Below are 21,705 nucleotides of genomic sequence, written 5' to 3' on the forward strand. Positions count from 1 at the left end.
GCGCTTCCGCCGCCCACCGCGCCCGAAGCACCAACCCCCAACGCGACCGCCCCATCTCCCGAGGCCAGTCCGGAGCCGGCCGTCGCTCCCGACCCGGCCGCTGAAGCGGCGCTTCCGCCGCCCACCGCGCCCGAAGCACCAACCCCCAACGCGACCGCCCCATCTCCCGAGGCCAGTCCGGAGCCGGCCGTCGCTCCCGACCCGCCTCATGAGGTATCGGCACCCAGCTCTCCCCGTCGCGCGACGGGGAGAGCTGCATCTGGACGACGACGCAATGACGGGCCCACGTTCTCGGCGACATCTGCAGAGCCCGCGCTGAAGCCGAGGGGGCGCAAGAAACCGCTCGGACCGATGCAGACAGAACTGCTCGGCTCCTTCATAAAGCATCGGACCGAGCGGAACTGGGTGACCTGGTCGGGGCGCATCGAAGGCGAGACGAAGAAACGCCTCCTCAAGAAGGCCGACGATGATGCAGCATCGTCAGAACGCAGCCTGGCTCCTGGGCACTACTTGGATGCGGCCATCCGGAGGGTTAGCAATCTCAGCCCTGAGGAGTTGGCGGCTCTTGCCAACGGTTGGCTCATCGATACGTGGTCGGGTGAGCACCCACCCGGTGTGAGCCTACAGGCGGGCGTTTCTCCAGACGTCGCCGCATTCCTTAAGGCGCTGAAACGTACGATGCGTGGACAGCGAGGTGATGGCAGTGGTGGCCTCATCCTTGACGTCGTTTCAGCGGCCGTTGATCAGTTCCTTGATGCTGTTGACGAAGAAGGAACCTTCCCTGCGGCTCGCCAGTAACGCTACCTGAGAGGTGGTCCGTCCCAACTTGGGGCGGACCACCTCTTTCTTGATCTCACATATTCACACACTCCCACGCACTCGCTCATGCACGCGCCCTTGCGCCCCTTTTCGGGATCTCACCCTCTGCTTCGCAGGCCACCTCCCAGTAGCGCCACCCCTCGCTCAATGAACCTGTCACTCTCACCTTTGCCCAAGTCGGCGTCATCCCAACAGGAGGTCTCGCTGTCGAATCTCCCCCAATAGCCCGTTTTAGCTTAATTCTGACGCCCCACTAGAGGGTCCGCCGGTATGAAGAGACGACACGTGGTGGTTCTGTCATTACCAACTTCGCCATGATCACCAGGTACGATGGCCTTGACTGAAAGCGAGGACGGAGTCATGAGAACGGCGCTCGGCGGATGGTCACTCAGGGCCTTGGCCCTGGAAGCCCACGTCCTACCGAAGGTGGCTCGCGATGCCGCGAAGGAGGGCGTAATTGATGCGAAGCACCTCGTGGAAACCGACATCGTCCTGCTTCGGCTCTACGGTGCTGTGAAGCGGCTCGTCTGGCCAGAAGAGCAGCGTCCGGCCAATAAGGACCAGGGCCTACGAATCTGGGAATCAATAACGATTGAGACCGCACGGGCAGCCCTCCCCGACGAGGTCCAGCACGACACTGCCCTCTTCATCCACCAAACCGGATGTGAAATGGCCACAGGGCCAGGGGAGTACTGCTCCGCCCTCTTCAAGCTCGCGAGCGACCCGTTCTACTTCGCGCCATTGGGCCTCTGGTTCAACCAACTTCCATCCAGGCGCCGCACCGGCGAGGACAGCCGCCAAACGCTCTAGGCGCCGCTAGGCCTGCGATCACGTCAGGCTCCGATTTGCCTATGTGATGCGACTGGCCCGGGCACATCACCCGGGCCAGTTTCTGTCGAGGAGGTGTGATCTACCCACACACCTAGCTGAATACCGTCGCTGCCGACTTCTCTACCTCCCCAGGCGGAGCCGGTTGGCGATGAGTTGTTGCCTCGTACCTCCTCGACAGGAGCAGATCATAGCTACCCGTCAGAGGGCTGGCTCAGTCGTGCCACGAACCGGCCTGAACCGAGCGCCAGCCGCACCCTCTTCTCCGCCGACGTCGTCTCGTGTCGGCGCGCAGCCCCACGCCAGTGCAGCGTGGAAAGCCCCTACCACCGTCCGTGCCGCTGACGAGCCCCTTCTGCTCACTCCCGGCATGCGTATGGCTCTGCGGTCCGCAGTTCATCAGCTGCTGGGTCAGCCAGGCCTCGACAAGTCGTGTGATCTCGTTCGCCTGTCTTGCGTGGTGCTTCTGGCCAAGTCCCCTGCCGCATCGGCCCGCGTGACGATGTCCGAGCGAGATCTTGCTGGGTGGCTCGGGTACAGCATCACTCACATCGCGCGCACCGTCATCCCGCGGCTGCGGAAGAGCGGAGCCGCCACGTGCGGGATCAAGCGGCGCCCGAACGGTGAGTTCGAGACCTTGCAGTTCACTTTGTTGCCGTTGCAGCGAGCTCGTGCGGGTCTGGACGCGAGCCCGCTGTCGGCTCTGATGCGGCGGGAGTTGGCGACGCTGCTGTCGTTCAGCGAGGCCGTGTTCTGCCCGGGCTGGGCGCCGAAGGACGCGCCGGTGACGCCGCCGGGGTTCATGGCCTCTCGGCGGGGGAGGGGCGCGGCGACGGACCGGCTGGCGGTGCTGCTGCTCGCGTTGGAGGCGCGGCAGGACGGACGGGTGCGGATGGCTCCGGGTCGTCTGCCGGAGGGGTACAGCCGTGCGGCGGTCACCGTGGCACGGGTGCTGAGAGTTCCGGTGGCGGTCGGGGCTGAGGTGCTGCGGCGGCTGCTGGAGTTCGGTGCGCTGGCTTGGGATCGTCCCGAGCGCTTCGGCGAGGAGCGTCTGGTGCTTCCGGCGGTCCGGGCCGCTTACGAGCGCGCGCGCGCACGGCGGCGGGTTGTGGATGCGTCAGCTCCGGGGGGCGCCGTGGGGGAAGAGAGCGCGTCGTCTTCGCCGGCTCCGTGTGACCGGTGTGCTGGTGGCTCCGGCAGTGGGGAGGACGAGGAGCTCGTCCTTGCCGGGGATGGGTGGGCGCAGCTGTCGTTCGAGGACGTGACGGCTGATGCGGGTGTGGCGTGGGAGTCGGATAGTGCACATGGGGATCAAGAGGCCTCTTCTCCCTCCGCATCGGCCACATCTTCGCAGGTCAGGGCGGGTGAGGCGGATGATTCGCCAGTCGATGATGGTGCGGAGCTCCACACGGACCACACTCCTGTGGCTCCTATCTCCGGGCTATGTGCGGGTTTCTTGAATGGCTTTTCCGGCTCTGCCGTCGAGAGTTTCTGCCGTCTGCGGGAGCGCGCGCAGGCGCGTGAGGATCACGCGGCTTCGGATGCAGAGAGGGCGCCGGATCCATCGGACGGCCAGGGCCCGCTGCGCGGGGAACAACCCGCACAGCCCACGTCACGGAAGCCTCTTGGCGCTCGGCCGGTGTTCATTCGACCGACGCGGGTGCCCGCGGACCTGGTGGAGGTTCTGCTGCCGGTGATCCACCTGTGGGAGGGCCTGGCGCAATCGACGAGTGCGTGGCTGGCGCAGGCGGTGCGTATCGAGCTGGCGCGGGTGCGGAACGTGGTGGGCCCCGAGGGGGCCGAGCGGGCCCTCGCCAGGCGTATCGGGCACCGGCTGGCGGCTGAGGGCCGTCCTGTGCGGAATCTGCAGGGGTGGTTGCTCAAACGCGCGTTGCCGCGGCGGGCGTTGTGCTGGTCGCCGGTCTGCGACGACGGACGGCGGATGGACACCGACGGACCCTGCGAGGGTTGCGGGTGCCGCATCGGAGACCGTCGGGGCCTGCGGCGTTCGGTCGCCGTCGAGGTCGCGGCGAAGTACGCGCACATCCCCTTCGAGGAACGGCGCGATCTCTTCGAGGCGGAACTGCGTGCGGTCACCGCGCGCCAGGCCGAACTGGATGCGGTGCGCCGAGAGCGGGAGGCCGAGCTGCAGGTACACCGGCGGGCCGCTGTGGCCCGTCAGCGCGAGGAACTCGCGGCCGCGAAGGAAGCTCTGGCTGCGAGGCAGTGCCGGTTCTGCGGTGAGCCAGGTCAGGAAGGCGAGTGCATGGTCTGCCTGCTGCACCGCGATACGGAAGCACTGGTGAAGCAAGCGGTCGACATCGCGGTAGCGATGCGCGCCGAGCTCGACGACGCGCAGGCCGTCGCGGAGCTCACGCGCACGGTGCAGGAGGACACCTGGAGCATCGTGCGCCGGGTTCCCGATCACGCGGGCATGGCCGACGGCCGTCCGGAGCGCGCCTTCGCTGAGCGGGACCGCGCGCGCCGACTCCGCGATCAGCGCCAGGAGCGTGCGCTGGTGCGGCTGTGGGAGTCGGGCCCGGCTCAGCGGGAGGCGGAGAGCTTGTACCGCCGCCGTATGGTCGGCCTGTACCCCACCCCGGAGAACTGTAAGAAGGCGGCCCAGGCCGCGGGGGAGGCCCGCGTGCGGTTCGTACAGGACCTGTTCACCCGGCTGCTGCGAGACCTCCACCAGACACGAGCCATGGCCACTCCGGCTCAAGCCACCCGATCCCCTCGGCGCTCGTGGCAGGAGCGGCTAGCCGAACTGGCCCAACAACCACCGACCGGCGCCGACACGCGGGCCGACGATCCGGCGCACGCGGCGTGCACCGACTCCTGACCGCTGACCCATCGCACGCGAGGCGCACCGGGAGGGCTGAGGTCCACGGCAGGAGTGGGCCGTCTCGTGGGAGGGCACCGCGATCTGTCCACAGGTGATGCGGGTGAGAGTGGCAGTCGAGTCCATCGAGGGAAGGAGTCGGCGTGCCGAACCGCGTCGTCCAGCTCACGCGCACGCACCGGGTCCTCATCACGGTGGTGGTGCTCGGTGCGCTCGTCATCGCCGGGATCGGCTTCGCCGGGTCGTACGCGGCCGTGCGCGAGCTCGCCGAGAAGAAGGGCTTCGGCACCTTCTCACTCGTCTTCCCGATCGGCATCGACGCGGGCATCTGCGTGCTCCTCGCGCTCGACCTGCTGCTGACCTGGATCAGGATCCCCTTCCCGCTGCTCCGGCAGACGGCGTGGCTGCTGACGGCGGCCACCATCGTGTTCAACGCCTTGGCAGCCGAGGGCCCGCTCGCGATGTCGATGCACGCGGTCATCCCGGTCCTGTTCGTCGTCACGGTCGAGGCCGCGCGGCACGCGATCGGCCGGATCGCGGATATCACGGCCGACAAGCACATGGAGGGCGTGCGCATGACGCGCTGGCTGCTCTCCCCGCTGCCCACCTTCCTCCTCTGGCGGCGCATGAAGCTGTGGGAGCTGCGCTCCTACGACCAGGCCATCAAGCTGGAGCAGGAACGCCTCGTCTACCAGGCCCGCCTGCGCTCCCGCTTCGGCCGCCGCTGGCGCAACAAGGCCCCCGTCGAGTCCCTGATGCCGCTCCGCCTGGCCCGGTACGGCGTCCCGCTCGCCGAGACCGCCCCCGCGGGCCTGGCCGCCGCCGGCATCGAACCGGGCGTGCTGGACAGGGCGTTCGAGCCGGGTCCCGCCGAGCCCGCCCTGGAGCTCGATCACCGCCAGCATGCGGATCGCCTCCCGGACACGGAACAGGAACCGCTGGAGCAGCACGACGGGCGGGACGAGGTCGGCGCGCAGGACAGAGGTGAGCGAGCGGCGGATGCCCGGGGCCGGGGCACACCGCGGCGCGGGCGTGCCGAGATCGGCGAGGACGACGAACACGCTGCGGTTGCGCCGCCGGACGCTGGGCTGTCGGCCGGGCGGGATGTCCACAGCGAGCCGGGTACGGACGACCCGGTGCCCCATCCCGAACCTGACCACGCCCTGAAGATGGCGGGCATGAAGAAGGCCGACGCCGTGCGATACGCCATCGAGGTCCTCGGCAGCCGTGACACCCCCACGCTGAAGCGGTGGCTGAAGCAGCACGGCATGGACGTCAACAGCGGACAGATCTGGAAGATCGCCGAGAAGCCAGCGACCTCATCACCCGAGGCGGTCACGGACAAGGTGTCCGCCTCGGCCTGACCGGACAGGCCCGGGGGCGAGGCGGCAGCGGTGGAAGCACTGCATCTCGTGCCTCCACCGCTGGTGCAACGCGCTGCACTGCAGCGATGCATCGCTGCAGACGGCGCTGCTCCTCCGAGCCTTCCCCTGATCCATGGACTGCCCGCGGCGCCCGACGGCGCTTTGCCCCGCCGGGGGGCGTACGGCCTGGCCTCGGTGGCGGAGGTGTTGGTTCGGCCCTGCAGCCCAGGCACGGCGCGCCCGCAATGCAGCAGAGCGTCGAACCCAGCAGCCCGGCGGCTGACGTGCGAGCCGTCCCGTTCTCACGCGATGCCCCATCCGCACACCGTGCATGGGCGCTGCTCGCTGGTGCAGCGCGGCGAGCCGGGGCCATGGCCGGGCCCGGCATGTGATGCATCAGCGACTGCCCGGCGGGCCGAGGCAGCGCTGCACGCCGCACCGCCGGTGCAGCGGGCCGCTTCCCCGGCGCTGCACCGGCGGCGCGGCAGCGGCCCCGAGCAGTGCACCGGGCGGGTGCGGCCCGCGCCGGAATCTGTCCACAGGCTCTCCGGCATAGCGTCGTGATCACCGCCTGCGTGCCGCGGGCGGCAGGTGCGTAGCGGAGGGAAAGCACGATGGCGCGCAGCGAACTGGACCGGCAGATCGAGGAGAGCATCGAGGCGGCCCTGACGACGCTAGGCCGGCTGCTGTCCGGGCGGGAGATGGACGGTGAGCGCCGCACCGACGCGACCTTCTTCGCGCGCGGAACGCGCGTGCTGGACGGTGTCGAGGGGCGGGTCGGTGCGTGGTCGTACCGGCCGGGCTGGCAGCGCGCGGTGGCCCGGGTGACCGGAGGCGGCGCCGTGGGAACGGGCGCCTGGTGCTACTGGGCCGATCCCGAACAGACGCTCCATGCCCTGCAGTACGGCGCGGCGGGCACGGGCGGGCTGCTGCTGGTCGGCGGTGCGGTGCAGGCGGTCCGTCACCGCGGGCGGCGGGAGCTGATGCGGGAGTGGATCGAGCCGCTGCACCTGGCCCTGGTCGACCCGCTGGGGATCCCGCCGGCCACGCGGCCGCGGTCCTACCTGCACGTCCCGGCGAACTTCTCCGACGACGACGCCGAGATCAGGATCGACCTGCCGGTGGCCTTGAAGTTCAACGAGCAGGCCGTTGCCGAGATGATCGTGAAGAAGCTGGCGTTGCAGGGGGTTTCCTTCAGCTGGAAGTACGACGGCAGAAAGCCGTATGTGACGGTCAAGAAGGTGAACCGTCCGCCGGGAAAGGTGGTATTCAGCGATCCCAAGGTGCGGGCGCTGGTGCAGAAGGTCCCGGAGTCCGCCCCGCTGATCGGACTGTCCCGCGGGGACAAGGTCGTGTCCGTGGACCTGGATGCCGAGTCGCCGCATGTTCTGGTGTCCGCGGGAACCGGTGGCGGTAAGTCCGTCATTTTGCGCACCATCGCCTCGCAGCTCATCCACCATGGCGCGCACGGCTACATCCTCGACTTCAAGCGCGTGTCGCATCTGTGGGCTCGGGGCGTGAAGAACGTCGAGTACTGCCGGGATATCGCCGATATTCATGACGCGCTCATCAGACTGGGAGCGGAGGGGCAGCGCCGGATCCATGCCGCAGAACAGCTTCCCGAGGACGCCGATCCCTCGTCGGTGGGCCCGCGCATTGTGATCCTCCTAGAGGAGATCAATGCGACGATGAAACAACTCACCCGCTACTGGGAGAAGATCAAGGAAAAGGGCGATCCGAAGATATCACCCGCCGTGGACGCGCTCGCCGAGATCCTGTTCATGGGGCGTGCTGTGCGCCTGCATGTGCTGCTGGTTGCCCAGTCGGCGACCGCACGGGCCCTGGGCGGCCCGGAAATGCGCGAGAATTTCGCCACCCGCATTCTCGCCCGCTATACGCAGAACGCCTGGCGCATGCTGGTGCCGGAGGTGCAGCCGGCCCCGAAGTCGACCCGGCACGTCGGCCGTGCGCAGGTGGTCCTCGGCGGTGTCGCCCACGAGACCCAGGTGCTGTTCATGTCCGACGGCGAGGCGCGGGCCTGGGCCATCGCGGGCGCTGAGCGCTCCACCGTGGTGACGATGGAGAAGGTCCCGCCCGCCAAGGCGGATGACACAGTGACACAGGTGAACAGTGACACAGGCGAACGTCTCCACCAGGGAAAACAGGGGGGTGATGACACAGGCCAGCCTGTTCACGCCCTGCCCGGCGCCCCACCTGATCAGCAACTGCCCGCAGCGGACCTCCCCGTCCCCGCGCCAGCTCCCGGGTCGCAAGAACAAGCCGGTGAGCGGTGCACACCAGCGCCTGGGGCCGCGGCCGCGCCGGCCGGCCAGGCCGGGCCGGCCCAGCCGGGCGGCGGAAACGAACCGGACGACGGTGACCCGCTCGTGGGCCTGCGCGAAGCCCACGAGAAGTACCTTCCCGAGGCCGACCTGACGGCTCTGCGCAATGCCCGTGCCCGCGATCCAGAATTTCCCGAACCCGCAGGCAAGAAGGGGCAGGAGAGCGTGTACCGGCTCAGCGAACTGGAACGCTGGCAGCGCAACCGCATTAAGGCCGAAAGCGACACCGGTCCGGAGGAGGACGCCGCCTCCTTCTGACCTGATTCGCTCGCCAAGTACGGTATGACACAAGGGCCCGCGCCATGCGCGGGCCCTTTTCTCATGCCTGTCCCTTCCCCCAACTCCCGTGCGCTCGCGAGAAAAATCTGTCCACAGGCAATCCGGTCTAACGTTTCCGAGTGAGCTTCCCCCGCACCTGCGGAAAGCACACGCCAGGGTGCCCAGGTATGGGCGCAGTCAGCGGACCGCGATACGGCCGAGGAGTCGGACATGAGTTGGTGGCGGAAGGCTCTCAACCTTCCCGAGAAGAGGTCAGCGGGAGGTGATGAGCTCGCCGACGCGCTAGCCAGCCGCACCCAGGAGGAAACGGATCAGGGGAGGGAAGAAAAAACAGCAGATCCGCGTACACAAAACCATGCGGAAAAGCGGCTTTGGGTCGAAGAGGACGAAGGGAGGGGCGGCGTATTGGCCCGGCGGGCCGGACGTCTGGCCACCTGGGCCGTCGTCGTGTTGCTCGCCGTCGTCGGCGTGCGCTCCATCATTTCCCCGCCCGTCCGGCAGGAGGCCGCGCCCAAGTGGGGTGAAAAGGCAGAGGCGGAAAAGGACGACGTTCCCGAAACGCTCGCCCAGCAGGTCGCCGCGCGGTTCGCGCGCTCCTACCTGACCTGGACGCACCAGGCCCCGCAGATCCGCGAGCGGGAGCTGGCCCGCGACCTGCCCAAGGGCGCGGACGCGAAGGCGGGATGGGACGGCCAGGGCACCCAGCTGGTCGCCCAGTCCATCCCCGGCACCGTCACCCAGACCCGCCCCCATCACGCCCGTGTCCTGGTCGACGTCCGCGTCTCCACCACCATCGGCAGCGGCCGCAAGGCCGGCACCACCTCCGCGTGGATGGGCCTGGAAGTCCCCGTCAGCCACAGCAGCGGCCGCGTCCTGGTGACCGGGCAGCCCGCCCTGGTCGGACTGGAGGAGCCGGTGCGGTGGAAGGAGCCCGACGCCCCCGCCACCGACACCGAGCTGACCGAGCGCACCCGCACCACCGTGGAGAACTTCCTCAAGGCCTGGGTGAACGGCACCGCTGACCAGGCCGCCGCGCCCGGCGCGAAGGTCACCCCCCTGGGCGGCCACCTCACACTGCGCTCCCTGGACTCCTGGTCGGCCTTCACCGGCTCCGGCGACCGGCGCACCGGCCTCGCCCAGGTGCGCTGGCAGCTTGGCGGCGCGGTCCTCCAGCAGACCTACCGCATCACCCTCGCGCAGGTCAGCGCCGACGACGCCTCCCGCTGGCAGGTCTGGCGGGTGACCGCGCAGTGACAGACCCCTGCACGAGTGAGCCGGTCACGTGCCGTGTCGCGGCACCTCCCACCATCCCGCCACACGACCAAGGAGAGGCATGGGCGGCAACAACCCGCTGACCACCTACGTCATCAGCATCGTCAGCTCGCTGTTCGGCGCCGTACTGGCCGTGCGCATGTTCGGGCACTGGGGCAAATCCGAATGGGGCAAGATGGCCACCTGCCTCATCGGAGCCGCGATCGCGGCGTACTGCATCTTCAAGCCGAACCGCGCCATCGAAGTCCTCACCGTCCTGGGGACCAAGATCGCGTCCGTCTTCCCGACCTGACCGGGAGGACGCGATGCGAACCTGCCACACCCACACCCGCCACTGGGACCTGGAGACCAGGCAGCACGAACTGCTCGGCTACGACCTCGGCGAGGGTATCCCGCGCACCACACTGCGCTACGGCTTCGTGTTCTTCGGTATCTGGTGGTCCGGATGGCTGATGCTGTTCGGCTTCCCCTCCCCGCCCGCCGTGCCGTTCTTCCTCCTGCCCCCGCTGTGGTTCACCTGGGCCGGGGCGAAACGATCCCTCGTCTACTGGCGGCGCACCAACCTCATGGTCTGGGGCGTGCACGCCCACTACCTCCTGCGCGGTGTGCGGCCGGTGATCGGCCGCGGCCGCATCCCCGCCCGCCGCCAGGGTGCGCGCCTGCGTGCCAGGCGGCTGGGCGAGCGCTGGCCGAAGCTGCCCGCCATGCCCGGCATCGGAGAGCTGTTCACCGCCACCGGAGCGGACCCGGCCCACGCAAGCGGACCGGAACTGCGCATCCGCCCCCGGGTGCGCCTGTACGGGCCCGACGCGGTGGCCAAGTCCCGGCGCCGGCTGCGCCGCAGGATCCGCGCCCGCCGCACCACCCCTTCCCTCACGGAGAACTGATGACCGCGCAGACCACCATGCCGATCACCGCGCTGCGCCGCGTGGTCCGGCTCACCGACGCCCCCACCGTGTCCGCACTGCGCCAGAGCGAGCGCCTCCTGCTAGGCCTGGCCGACACCGACGAAGCCCATCACCTGCCCGACGAGGCCGGCAACGTGCTCGTGGCCACCGGCGGGGGAGGAGGCACCACCAGCGTGCTGCGCTCCCTGGCCGCCCAGGCCCTGTACCGCGGCGCGCACCTGGACATCCTCGATCCCGACACACGCCGCCCCTCGCACACCTGGGCCCGCTCCCTGCCCAAGACAACCGTCTACAGCCGCCCCGGCGACATCCACACCTACCTGGTGGAGGCCTTGGACCGGCTCCGCGTCAACTACACGGCCGCAGCCGGCAACTGGCACCGGCGCAGGTTCATTGTCATCGAGCACGCCGACCGGCTGCTGGATGCTCTGCGCCAGCACTGGAGTCTGACCCGCCCCGACAGCCAGCTCGACGAAGCCCCCGGCGTCGAGGCCCTGGGCATCCTGCTGGCCGCAGGCCCCGGATGCGGCATCCAGATCATCGCCGGCAGCACCCGCGCCCTGCCCGCCTTCACCGGCAGCGCGCTGGCCGAGCTGTTTCCTGTCCGTGTCCTGGCCTACGCCGGACAGACCCTGTGGGCCCGCGTGGCTCCGGAGATATGGCCCGTGCCGCCGTACTCCGTCATCCCGGGGCGCATCCACGCCGTGCACAAGGACACCGCACGGCGCATCCAGGCCCTGTACCTGAGCGAGTCCGAGGCCCGTGCCTGGGCGCGCGGCACCGTCCCGAAGGAGTACCGGTGAGCACTGCCACGAAGTCCAAGAAGGGCGTCTCGCGCATCGGCCGCATGCTGGGGCTGGGCGCCGAGCGGTTCCTGCCGGCGCCGCAGCTCGTGGCCGTCGCCGACGGCCTGGTCGTCACCAACACCACGGCCGAGGCCTGGTTCGTGCTGTCCTCAGCGAACACCGACCTGATGCCGGAGGAGGCCCAGGATCACGAGCAGGACGCGGCCGCCCTCGCGCTGGCCAAGACCCTGCCCGGGTACGACTGCCACCTGAGGGTGGTGTGGTCCAAACTCGACGGGGAGCTCTACCGGGCCGAGGCCCACGAGATGTTCACTGCCGGCGACGTCGAGACCTTCGCCGCGATGTGGGCGGCCCGCCTGGACGGCCTGGACCTGCCGCAGCGCCACCTGCTGCTCGGCATCAAGATCGCGGAGCGGACCACCACCGCGCAGGCCACCGCCAAGGACACCGTCACCAATGCGCTCGGCCTGCGCCACACCGGTCTGGCCGACGGCGAACTCGCCCATCTGGACGCCACCGTGCGCCGCCTGGAGCGGCGCCTGGAAACCACCCCGTGGCGGGCACGCATCGCCCCGGTTGAGCTCCTGGCCTGGGCGATCTCGCGGGAATCGCACCGGCCCCAGCCTGCACCGCCCCAGCTGCCCGTGGTCACCGGCGCCTCCCTGGTCCGTCTCACCCAGTCCCGCGCGATCCCGCACGCTGACCACATCGAGCTCCTCGACGCCGACGGGACCACGGCCGCCTGGGTCGCCGTGCTGGCCATGCCGACCTTCCCGGAGACGCTATACACGCCCGGCGAGCAGGAGTGGCTGCGGTGCCTGTCGGAAATTCGCTACACCCACGCCTCGGGCGAGGACGTGCTGGTGTGCCCCGAGGCCAGCGTTCGCTTCAGCGTGTGGCGAAAAGGCGTAGCGATCAAGCGGGTCGACAAGGTGCGCCAGTCGGCCAAGGAGCAGCGCCGCTCCGCGGCCGAGGGCTCGGCGGGGGAGACCCTGGCCGAGACCGAGGAGACCGAGGCGGTCATGGACAGCCTGCGTCAGCGGATGTCCCGGGACAACATGACGCTGCTGGAGGACCATCCGCGCCTGCTGGTGGCCTCCCACGAGTCGCTGGAGGATCTCAACGCCCGCTGTGATGCGGTCATCTCCCACTACGCGGGCCTGTCCATCGACGTCATCGTCGCCTGCGACGAGCAGCGTGAGATGTGGCTGGAGAGTCAGATCGGCGACATGCTGCGGGTGCCGGACCTCGGCCATGTCCGCGAGACCGACACCCTGGCCGCGAGCATGTTCTGGGGCGGCAGCGAGGCCGGGGATGAGGCCGGGCCGATCGCCGGGCTGCTGACCGGCACGACCCCCGGCGTCGTCCGCTTCGACATCACGGCCGGCAGCGCGCGAGGCGATGCCACTACCACGGCTTTCCTGGGGCGCAGCGGCCGCGGCAAGACCACCGCGATGATGCTGGCGACGCTCACCGCGGCGATGCGCGGCGCGTACGCGCTGATGCTCGGGTTCAAGGGCGACGAGATCGGCCTGATCCGCGCCGGCCGGTACCTGGGCCTGCCCTCGCACCACGTCACCTGCGGCAGCGACACCCCGGGCGTGGCCGACCTGTTCCGGATGCTGCAGCGCGGCGAGGCGGCCCTCCAGGTCGTCAGCCAGATGCTGATCATGCTGCCCGAGCGGATGCGCAACCAGGGCGTCGAGACGCACCTGCTGCGCGCCGTCAACGAGATCTCCGAGCACCACGATCCGGCGTCCTGGCGGGTGGTGGACCTGCTCAAGGACGACGAGAACGAACTCGCCCGCGACGCCGGGCATGCCCTTGCCGAAGTCGCCCGTACGCAGCTGGGGGCGCCCGTACTGGGCAGGCCGCGCGAAGGCGCCTCGCCTCTTCGGCCCGAGCCGGGCCTGTGGCTGGTGCAGATCCCGGGCCTGACCATGCCGCAGGCCGGCACCCGACCCGCGGACATGACGATGAACGAACGCGTCTCGCTCGCCCTGATGCGCGGGCTGATTGCCTACGCGCTCAACACCGCCTCCCGTGCCGACCTGCGGGCCCTGCCCAAGGTGATCAGCGTGCCCGAGGTGCACGTGCTCACCGGCACCGACGACGGCAAGCGGTTCCTCGACCTGGTCGCGCGCATGGGCCGCGCCCTGGACACGAGCCTGGCCATCGACAGCCAGGACCCGCACTCCCTGCTCGGCCTGGACGGCGTGCTGGAGGCCATCACCACGGTCTTCGGCTTCGAGCAGTCCACCGCCGTGCAGCAGGACGCGCTCGCCGAACTGCTGCGCCTGCCCGTCGGCGAGGCCAGCCGCACCCTGATCTACGACAGCGGCAAATCCGAGGACGGCAGCGTCCGCCACGGGCACTGCATCGTGCGAGACCGCTTCGACAAGGTCGCCACCATGCAGTGGGACGCGCCCAGCGCCGAACTGCTGCGGGCCCTGTCCACCAGCCCCAAGGATCAGGCCGAAGACGCCGCGCGCGATCAAATCCAGCACGACGACGGCGAGTTGCCGCCACACGAGCAGGGGCGCGAGCCGCCCGTGGACCTCCTCAAGGCAGGATCGGGGAGCGCATGATCGCCCCATTCCGACCAAGGAGAGCGCATGAACTCGCACCGTCGCACCGCCGCGATGCTCGTCGCAGCCCTGCTGACCACCCTGGCCGCCTGCACGTCGGAGACCGACTCCGGGGCCGACAAGCCCGCCGCCCCGTCGGCCAACGAGCAAGCCGCCAAGACCGCCCACCGCTATCTGCGCGCGTGGCTGGCCACGGAGCCGGCCGACGCCACGGCCATGTGCCGGCTCCAGACCCGCGCGGCCCGGCCGAACTTCGACGACGACGGCGGCACGCTCAAGGGCTGCGTCACCGAAAGCACCGACAGCTCGCAGGACACCGCGGCATCGCGCCGTCGCGGCGCCCTCACCATCAAGATCAGCAACGTGCAGGATGTGCCGGCCTCCGACACACACCCGGCCGGCAAGGGGGTGCTGGCCACGCTGCACCGGCCCGGCGAGGACCAAAACCGCTACGCACTACGCGTGGTTAAGGAGGGTGACCAGTGGCTCATCGAGCAGACCCACGACGTCGGCGAGCGATACGCGCACACCGCCGACCCCGTCGCGCCGGTGCTGGCCGCGATGGACTGATCCGCCGCGCCCTCGCCAGGATCCGCACCTGGCGGCCGCCGCGCGGGCGCACCCTGCTGCTGTGGGCGATCGGCCTGCTCACCACCGTGTGCGTCACCGCGCCGCTGGCGGCCGCCGACGACGACAGCGACAAGTACAAGCCGGGCGGGGTGGGCGACTTGATGCCCACCCCGATCAAACCGCCCCGCGGCGGCAAGGGCACCCTCTTCGAGACCTACTCGCCCACCGCCTACCAGCTCGACAAACAGCTCAGCGACTCCCTGTTCGGCGGCGACCTCATCGACGGCGGCATGCACGAGATCGCCTCTATGCTCATGGCCGCCGACGTCACCGTCGGCCGTGCCGCGGTCACCATCACCCAGTGGTGCTTCTCCGTCATCACCCTGCCGGAGATCGAGCCCGCCATCACCCGCGCCATCGGCGCCGCCGCCACCCCCATGGCCAAGATGTTCCTGCCTGCGGCCCTCGCGGTCGGCATGTTCATCGCCTGGGCCCGCCGCTCCGATCAGAGCGTGCTGAGCCAGCTGGCGTGGGTGGCCGCCTCCGCCGCTCTGGCCACCACCTTCTTCGCCGCCCCCAAGATGTGGGTCAAGGGCGTGGACGAGGCCCGCCAGGCCGGCGCCACCGTCGCCATGACCACCATCGACGGCGGCCTGGCCGGCGACACCTCCAACGCCATGCCCTTCAAAATGCCCAAGCCCGCATGGTCGGGCAAGGACCGCGAGGACGCCATCCGCAAGGCCTCCGACGCCGTGTGGCGCACCTACGTCGCCACCCCCTGGTGCATTGCTGACCTCGGCAGCATCGAGGCGTGCAAGCGGTGGGGGCCCGAAGTCCTCAAGCGCGGCGACGACATGGGCGACCGCAAGGACTACCTCAAACGCCACATGAACAGCGACGACGCCGGGGGAGAGGCCGTCCAATGGCGCCAAGCCCACAACCCCGCCGGACGCATCGGCGTGCTGCTGGCCGCCCTGGCCACCACCGTCATCTTCTGCGCCCTGGTGATCGTCCTGGCCGCCACCATGATCTCCAGTCTGCTCGGAGCCCTCATGCTCCTGGTATGCGGCGTGATATTCGCCGGGCTGTGGTGCATCCCCGGCCGCCCGCGCCAGTGGGGGGTGAGCTGGCTGGAGTCCCTCATCGGCCTGGTCCTGGTCTCCGGCACCGCAACGATGCTGCTGGGCAGCGTCATGATCCTCAACACGGCGCTGATGTCGCTCCTGACGACCTACGGCTGGCTGATCGTCTCCATGCTGAACATCGCGGCGGCCGCGATGGGCATCAAGCTCAAGGGCAAGCTCGACGGCATCGTCTCCGCCGGCGGCGCCCAACTCGCCGGCCGTGGCGTGCTGAACACCGTTGGCCACCTGGCCACCGGCGGACGCCGCAGAGCGGCTGTCGGCGCGGGCACAGGTGCCCAGAGCGCCGCGGGCGGCGGCGGTCTGGTCGGCGCGATGCGCCGCAGCCGCAACACGATCGGTGACTTCGGCGCCGGCGTCGCCGGGGCCTACGGGGCCATCCGTGACAAGTGGGGAACGCGCGGGGCCGCCGACGGCGACAGCACCATCCGCGCGACCCGGGCACGGACCTACCCCGCCCCGCCCAGCTTCCCGCCCCGCCCCAGCTTCCCGCCCCGCCCGGCGACATCCCCCTACGGCACCTATGCCGCCGCCACGTCGGGGCTGCCCGGCGGGCCCGGCGGACCGCCACCTCGCGACGCCGGCCCCGGCGACGCCCTCGGCGGTGCGCCTCGCGCCGCTGGCGTTCCGCGCCCCGGAGGGATGGCGCCCCCGCCGCCCGCCGCTCGTACGGCCAAGGCGGACGCGGCGCGGGCGAAAGCGACCGCGCCCCCGTCCTCCGGCGGCTATGCCGTGCGGCCCGGTATGCCCGAGCGCACCGGTGTGCCCCACCACCCGCGCCAGAACGGCCCCCGGGTGCTGCGCGGCGAAGTCGTCGATGCTCATCCGGTCGGATCCCGGTTCCGCAGCTACCCGCCCGCACCCGAACACGGCCCGGCACCCGCCCGACCGACCCCGGCTTCGACCGCGTCTCCTGTCAGCCGCCGACCGGCCGTGCGCGCGGACGTCGTGCCCCGGCCCGAACTCCCGCCGGGCAGGCGCCCCACCTCCTGAGTCCGGCCTGAACGCCCCCTCCTCTTCCTTCCCGCTGTGAGATCCCCGTGGTCCGGCCGCACCCCGTGGCCGGACCACCCGGGGCCATCTCGCCATGCCGCCACACGCATGCGCCACACCCACCCGGAGCCCGCACATGCCAGAACACCACCACCACGAGAGCGCCCCGAACCACCAGCCGCCCGCCACCGGCAACAACGGCACGGCCGCCCCGGGCAACGACCACCCGATGAACCCTGCCGCCACCAGCGCGCAGTGGCGCCAGCTGCTGCGCGATGAACAACCCCCCGCCCACCTCCAGGAGTTGCCGTTCTTCCGGCGCCGTCGGGCGCGCAAGGCCTGGCGGACCGCCCGCCGGGATGCCCGCGCCCAGTGGATCAAGGACGAGCGGCGGAAGGTGCCCACCCCCGTCACCGTGCCGGTCATCGCGCTGCTCCTGGCGGGCGCCGTCGCCGCGGCGTCCTGGCTGTGGCCGCAGTCCGACAGCGACCACCACACTCAGCGCGCAAAGACCCCCGCCCGGCCCACCACCGCGCCCTCCACGCAGGACAGCGCACCCACCCCCGCCCCGGCCAAGACGCCCGCCCGCCCGCGCCCCACCACACCCGACGGCGTCGCGAAGGCCTTCGTGACCGCGTACACCACCCGCAAACCCCTGCAGGACGGCACCCACAACGCCGCGGTCCAACGCGCGGCCCCGTTCGCCTCCACCGCCCTCGTCGACAACCTCAAGACCCACGACGACCTCGACTTCAACCAGCTCGTCGCCGCCCAGGCCCTGACCGCCACACCCGTCAAGGTCACGATCAAGGAGCCCACCGCCAAGGACAAGCTCGCCCCCGACACCTCCGTACGCGTCTACCGGCCCGCCACCGCCCGCATCCAGGTCAAGGGCACCGACAACTACCACTACACCCGCCACCTGACCATCGAGGTCTCCCGCGCCGATGCCGGCCAGCCGTGGATGGTCACCCGCGTCCTGGGCGTCCAGGAGTAGCCGTGGACCAGCGGGAAGTCACCCAGATCGCGATGCAGGCGGCCGGCGTCGCGAAGAAGGGCCTGATGCTCAAGGTCGGCGCGGCCGCCGCCGTCCTGTTCTTCGCCGCCCTGCTCATCCTCGGCGGACTCATGCCGCTGTCGAACGCCCAGGCCTCCTCCCGGTGCGAGGACGCCGGCCCGGGCAAGGGCATATCCATCCCCGACGGCGACCCAGACGAAGCCACGGGCAGCCTGCGCCAGAAACAGCTCCGCTACGCCAAGACCATCGACAAGGCGGCGAAGAAGGTCGGCCTGCCGGGCAAGGCCACACTCATCGCCCTGATGACCGCCATGCAGGAATCGACCCTGCAGAACCTGGACCACGGGCCGCCCGGCGTCGACGCCATCGGCCTCTTCCAGCAGCGCCCCAGCATGAACTGGGGCACCAAGAAGCAGATCATGACCCCGAGCTTCGCCGCCCACTCCTTCTTCGCCGGACGCGGCACCAACAAGGGCCTCAAGGACATCCCCGGCTGGCAGAAGATGCCCATGCACAAGGCCGCCGAGGCCGTCCAGCACTCCGGCCAGGGCGAGTTGTATGCAGGCCACGAGTCGGCCATGCGCAGACTCGCCAGAGACGCCGGCATCGACCTCGAACGCGGCGGCTCCCCCACCGGCCGCGGCAACAGCCCCGGCAAGAAGCCGGTCACCAGCCAGAACGTCGGCTGCGGCAACGGCAAGCCCAAGCCCATCGGAGGCAGCAAGTTCAACGACGGCCGGCAGGCCTGGAAGCTGACGAACCCCCGCTCCGTCAAGGAAGCCATCGCCTGGGCCCGCCGCAGCGCAGGACCCATGTCCGAGCGCATCTGGTACAACCGCTGCCTCGCCTACACCGCGATCGTCTACGGCTGGAACTTCAGCGGCGTCAACTACGCCATCGACCACTTCACGGTCGTGCCCAAGCAGATGCGCCACCGCGACCGCAACCCGCCCCCCGGCGCCCTCATGTACTGGGACACCGGCCACCGTGCGGGCCACATCGCCGTCTACCTCGGCGGCGGAAAGATCGCGTCCAACGACATCATGCGTCCGGGCTACATCGACATCGTCCAGGCCGACCTCATCGAGGCCAAGTGGCGCGCGAAGTACGTCGGCTGGACCCCTCCGTACTTCCCGCGAGCCGGATGAAGGCCGCCTGGCAGGCCCCCTCACCCGCCACTGAGCCCCACCCGCGTGCACAAAGGACCCGGCCCTCACATGACCGCCACCGCGCTCGCCCCTGCTCCCGCCAGCTACCGGACCCTGCTCACCCGTGCCCACATCCTGCGCCTGCTGGCCACCGCCGTCATCGGCCACCTGCCCGTCGCGATGGCACCGCTCGCCCTGCTCCTGACCGTGCGCGCCGACGGCGGCACCGTCACCCGGGCCGGGCTGCTCGCCGCGGCGTACGGAATCAGCGCTGCCCTGGGCCAGCCGTGGTGGGGACGCATGCTCGACCGGCACGGCCACATGCCCGCCCTGGTGACCACCGCCGTCGCCTCCACCACCGCCTTCACCGCCCTGGCCATGCTCGACACGGCGCACCACCTGGTCGGCGCTGCGGTGCTCACGGTGGCGGCGGGCCTGACCACCCCGCCGCTGGAGGCCGCCCTGCGCGTGCTGTGGCCGCACGTCACCGACTCGCCCGCCCAACTGCGCGCTGCGTTGAGCCTTGACGCGTCCGCACAGGAAGTCGTGTTCGTCCTTGGCCCGCTCCTCGTCCTGGGGGTGGACACCCTCGGCGGCGCTCACGCGGCCCTGGGCGCCGCCATCCCGCTGGGCCTTGCCGGCACCCTCGGTTTCGCGACCAGCGCCCCCGCGCGCGGCTGGCGGCCGGTACCGTCGAGCCGCGCGGACTGCATCGGCCCGCTGCGTGCGCCCGGTCCCCGCACCCTGGCCGTCGCACTGGCCGGTGCCGGAACCGCCCTGGGCGCGCTCAACGTGACCGCCCTGAATCTGGCCGAACACCTCAGCGCGCCCGCCCTGAGCACCCTGATACCCGCCGCGCTCGCCGTCGGTAGTCTCCTGGGCGGTCTGCTCTACGGCCGTCTTCGATGGCCAGGATCGCCGCCCGCGCACCTGCGGGCCGCCGCGGGCGGACTGCTCGCGGGCCTGCTGCCCCTGCTCCTTGGCCCTGGCCCCGTCCTGGCCGTGGCCGCTGCGATGCTGCCCGGAGTGTTCCTCGCGCCGCTGCTCGTCGCCGTCTTCACCAGCCTCGATGACCTCGCCCCCCGCGGCACGCTGGCAGAGGCCTCCGCATGGATGATCGCCTGTCTCGGGCTGGGACAAGCGGCGGGCACGGCCCTCGCCGGAGCCGCGGCGCAGCACGGCCCCGCGTGGCCGACGCTGACCGCAGTCGCCGGAGCTGCGCTCGCCTACCTCACGCTGCGGACCCGCAGATCCGCACTCACCCGCCCCACAGCGTCGTGGCCATCCACAACCTGACACATTGTCAGGCCGATTGCGCCGGAATCTGTCCACAGGCATTCCGGGTGACTATTTCAGCAGCGCGCGAGAACCGGCCCAGGAGGGCCCGGCTCGACGTGAACTCCCCTGTCAGAGAGGCAACTTCGCCATGCTCAGAACCAGATCACGCCTGCTGCGGCGGATCTCGGCCACCGCAGCCGCCGTCACCGCGGCCGGCCTGATCGCCGCGCCGGCGGCGTCCGCCGCGGAGAAGACGACTCAGGCCAGCAAGCCTGCAGCGAGCACTACCGACACACCGGTTGGGAAGGTCCCGGCGTCGGCCAAGGCGACCCTCGCGGCGCGCACGCCAGCCAGCCCTGCCGATCTCACGGACCCGACCGACCCGCCGACCGATCCCACGGACCCGGGTAACGGCACCGACCCGACCGATCCGCCCACGGACCCCACGGACCCCACGGACCCGACCGACCCGCCGACCGATCCCACGGACCCGGGTAACGGCACCGACCCGACCGATCCGCCGACGGACCCCACCGACCCGCCGACGGACCCCACCGATCCGCCCACGGACCCGACCGACCCGCCCACGGACCCCACCGATCCGCCGACCGACCCCACCGACCCGCCCACGGACCCCACCGATCCGCCGACCGACCCCACCGACCCGCCCACGGACCCCACCGACCCGCCGACCGACCCGACCGATCCGCCCACGGACCCCACCGACCCGCCGACCGACCCGACCGATCCGCCCACGGACCCCACCGACCCGAGCCCCACCCCCGATCCCTCGACGACCAGTCCGGCCCCGGGCAAAGGGACGATCACGGGGCCAAGCGCAGGTGACAAGGGCAAGCACGGCTCCGCCGAGGCCTCGAAGAACGACGACTCGACGCCGGACCCGGTCCTTGAGCCGGTTGCGGACGGGTCAATGGCGCAGACCGGCGCCTCGCACAACAGCGACCTGGCATCGGTTGCGGGCGCACTGCTCGTGGCAGGGGCCGTCACGGTAGGTGCCGCCACCTACGCCCGTCGCCGTAACCACCGCACCGACTCCGCTGCGGAGAGCTGACCTCAACCACGCTCCCGGTGCGCCCGCGGTCTCGTGGCTGCGGCGGCCCGGGCGCGCCCTCCGTGCACTCTCATGACGTAAGGAACCGCATGCGACCCGTGATCCGACGTGCCGCCACAGCGGCAACCGCTTCGACACTCCTGCTCGGCACTCTTGCCGTCGCGGCTTCCCCGGTATCCGCCGTCGGCGCCGGAGCCTGCACCCGCAACGACCGCAACCACATCAAGTACGCCCGGAACCTGGAGTTCCCGGTCATCCACACCGGCCCGGGCGCGCGGTACACCGAGAAGGGCGTCCTGGAGAGCGCCCAGCCCTTCTACGTCTACTGCTCGGCCAAATCCAAGGCCGGCAACCGCTGGTACTACGGGAAGGTCGAGGGCGGATCCACCATCGGCAGGAAGGGCTGGATCTGGTCTGGCTACTTCTCCTAGCCCGG

At 70.5% G+C, this 21,705-nt stretch carries 17 protein-coding genes; all 17 read left to right on the forward strand.

What is annotated here, in order from left to right; all coding sequences use genetic code 11:
* The first annotated feature begins 351 nt into the window (after positions 1–351).
* The 17 genes from ACIG3E_RS32780 (at position 352) to ACIG3E_RS32860 (ending at position 21,700) form a co-directional block, all read left to right on the forward strand.
* Positions 352–798 (forward strand): hypothetical protein, encoded by a 447-nt coding sequence (locus ACIG3E_RS32780; protein ID WP_399623201.1) that lies wholly within the window; start codon positions 352–354, stop codon positions 796–798.
* 381 nt (positions 799–1,179) lie between these two features.
* Complete coding sequence (locus ACIG3E_RS32785; protein ID WP_399623202.1) at positions 1,180–1,629, forward strand: hypothetical protein; 450 nt, start codon at positions 1,180–1,182, stop codon at positions 1,627–1,629.
* Between the two features lie 475 nt (positions 1,630–2,104).
* On the forward strand, positions 2,105–4,489 hold the full coding sequence (locus ACIG3E_RS32790; RefSeq protein ID WP_399623203.1) for a hypothetical protein: 2,385 nt from the start codon (positions 2,105–2,107) through the stop codon (positions 4,487–4,489).
* Positions 4,490–4,632: 143 nt separating this feature from the next.
* On the forward strand, positions 4,633–5,853 hold the full coding sequence (locus ACIG3E_RS32795; RefSeq protein WP_399623204.1) for a DUF2637 domain-containing protein: 1,221 nt from the start codon (positions 4,633–4,635) through the stop codon (positions 5,851–5,853).
* Between the two features lie 614 nt (positions 5,854–6,467).
* Positions 6,468–8,453, forward strand: a complete 1,986-nt coding sequence (locus ACIG3E_RS32800) for a pRL2-11 (RefSeq protein ID WP_399623205.1) — start codon at positions 6,468–6,470, stop codon at positions 8,451–8,453.
* 426 nt (positions 8,454–8,879) lie between these two features.
* Complete coding sequence (locus ACIG3E_RS32805) at positions 8,880–9,728, forward strand: conjugal transfer protein (RefSeq protein WP_399623206.1); 849 nt, start codon at positions 8,880–8,882, stop codon at positions 9,726–9,728.
* Positions 9,729–9,807: 79 nt separating this feature from the next.
* On the forward strand, positions 9,808–10,038 hold the full coding sequence (locus ACIG3E_RS32810; protein WP_399623207.1) for a TcpD family membrane protein: 231 nt from the start codon (positions 9,808–9,810) through the stop codon (positions 10,036–10,038).
* Between the two features lie 13 nt (positions 10,039–10,051).
* A complete protein-coding gene (locus ACIG3E_RS32815) occupies positions 10,052–10,633 on the forward strand; it encodes a hypothetical protein (protein WP_399623208.1) in 582 nt (193 codons plus the stop codon).
* Positions 10,633–11,457: a cell division protein FtsK gene (locus ACIG3E_RS32820; RefSeq protein WP_399623209.1), complete on the forward strand. Its 825-nt coding sequence runs from the start codon at positions 10,633–10,635 to the stop codon at positions 11,455–11,457. Before ACIG3E_RS32815 ends, ACIG3E_RS32820 begins: the two co-directional genes overlap by 1 nt.
* A complete protein-coding gene (locus tag ACIG3E_RS32825) occupies positions 11,454–14,048 on the forward strand; it encodes an ATP-binding protein (protein ID WP_399623210.1) in 2,595 nt (864 codons plus the stop codon). The genes ACIG3E_RS32820 and ACIG3E_RS32825 overlap by 4 nt, the downstream gene beginning before the upstream one ends.
* Before the next feature lie 27 nt (positions 14,049–14,075).
* Positions 14,076–14,618, forward strand: coding sequence for a hypothetical protein (locus tag ACIG3E_RS32830; protein WP_399623211.1), 543 nt, complete (start codon positions 14,076–14,078; stop codon positions 14,616–14,618).
* Positions 14,531–16,753 carry a hypothetical protein gene (locus tag ACIG3E_RS32835; RefSeq protein WP_399623212.1) on the forward strand — a complete coding sequence of 741 codons (2,223 nt, stop codon included), beginning with the start codon at positions 14,531–14,533 and terminating at the stop codon, positions 16,751–16,753. Before ACIG3E_RS32830 ends, ACIG3E_RS32835 begins: the two co-directional genes overlap by 88 nt.
* Before the next feature lie 136 nt (positions 16,754–16,889).
* A complete protein-coding gene (locus ACIG3E_RS32840; protein WP_399623213.1) occupies positions 16,890–17,750 on the forward strand; it encodes a hypothetical protein in 861 nt (286 codons plus the stop codon).
* Between the two features lie 2 nt (positions 17,751–17,752).
* The gene (locus ACIG3E_RS32845) at positions 17,753–18,919 is read left to right on the forward strand and encodes a peptidase M23 (RefSeq protein ID WP_399623214.1); all 1,167 of its coding nucleotides are present in this window, start codon (positions 17,753–17,755) and stop codon (positions 18,917–18,919) included.
* Positions 18,920–18,988: 69 nt separating this feature from the next.
* Complete coding sequence (locus ACIG3E_RS32850; RefSeq protein ID WP_399623215.1) at positions 18,989–20,215, forward strand: MFS transporter; 1,227 nt, start codon at positions 18,989–18,991, stop codon at positions 20,213–20,215.
* Positions 20,216–20,345: 130 nt separating this feature from the next.
* Positions 20,346–21,269, forward strand: a complete 924-nt coding sequence (locus ACIG3E_RS32855) for a hypothetical protein (RefSeq protein ID WP_399623216.1) — start codon at positions 20,346–20,348, stop codon at positions 21,267–21,269.
* A gap of 89 nt (positions 21,270–21,358) precedes the next feature.
* Entirely contained in the window at positions 21,359–21,700 is a 342-nt protein-coding gene (locus tag ACIG3E_RS32860) for a hypothetical protein (protein WP_399623217.1), read from the forward strand.
* The last annotated feature ends 5 nt before the right edge of the window (positions 21,701–21,705 follow it).

Origin of the sequence: Streptomyces sp. NPDC053474 (assembly GCF_044544845.1) — a bacterium.
In the GTDB taxonomy this organism is placed as follows: Bacteria; Actinomycetota; Actinomycetes; order Streptomycetales; family Streptomycetaceae; genus Streptomyces.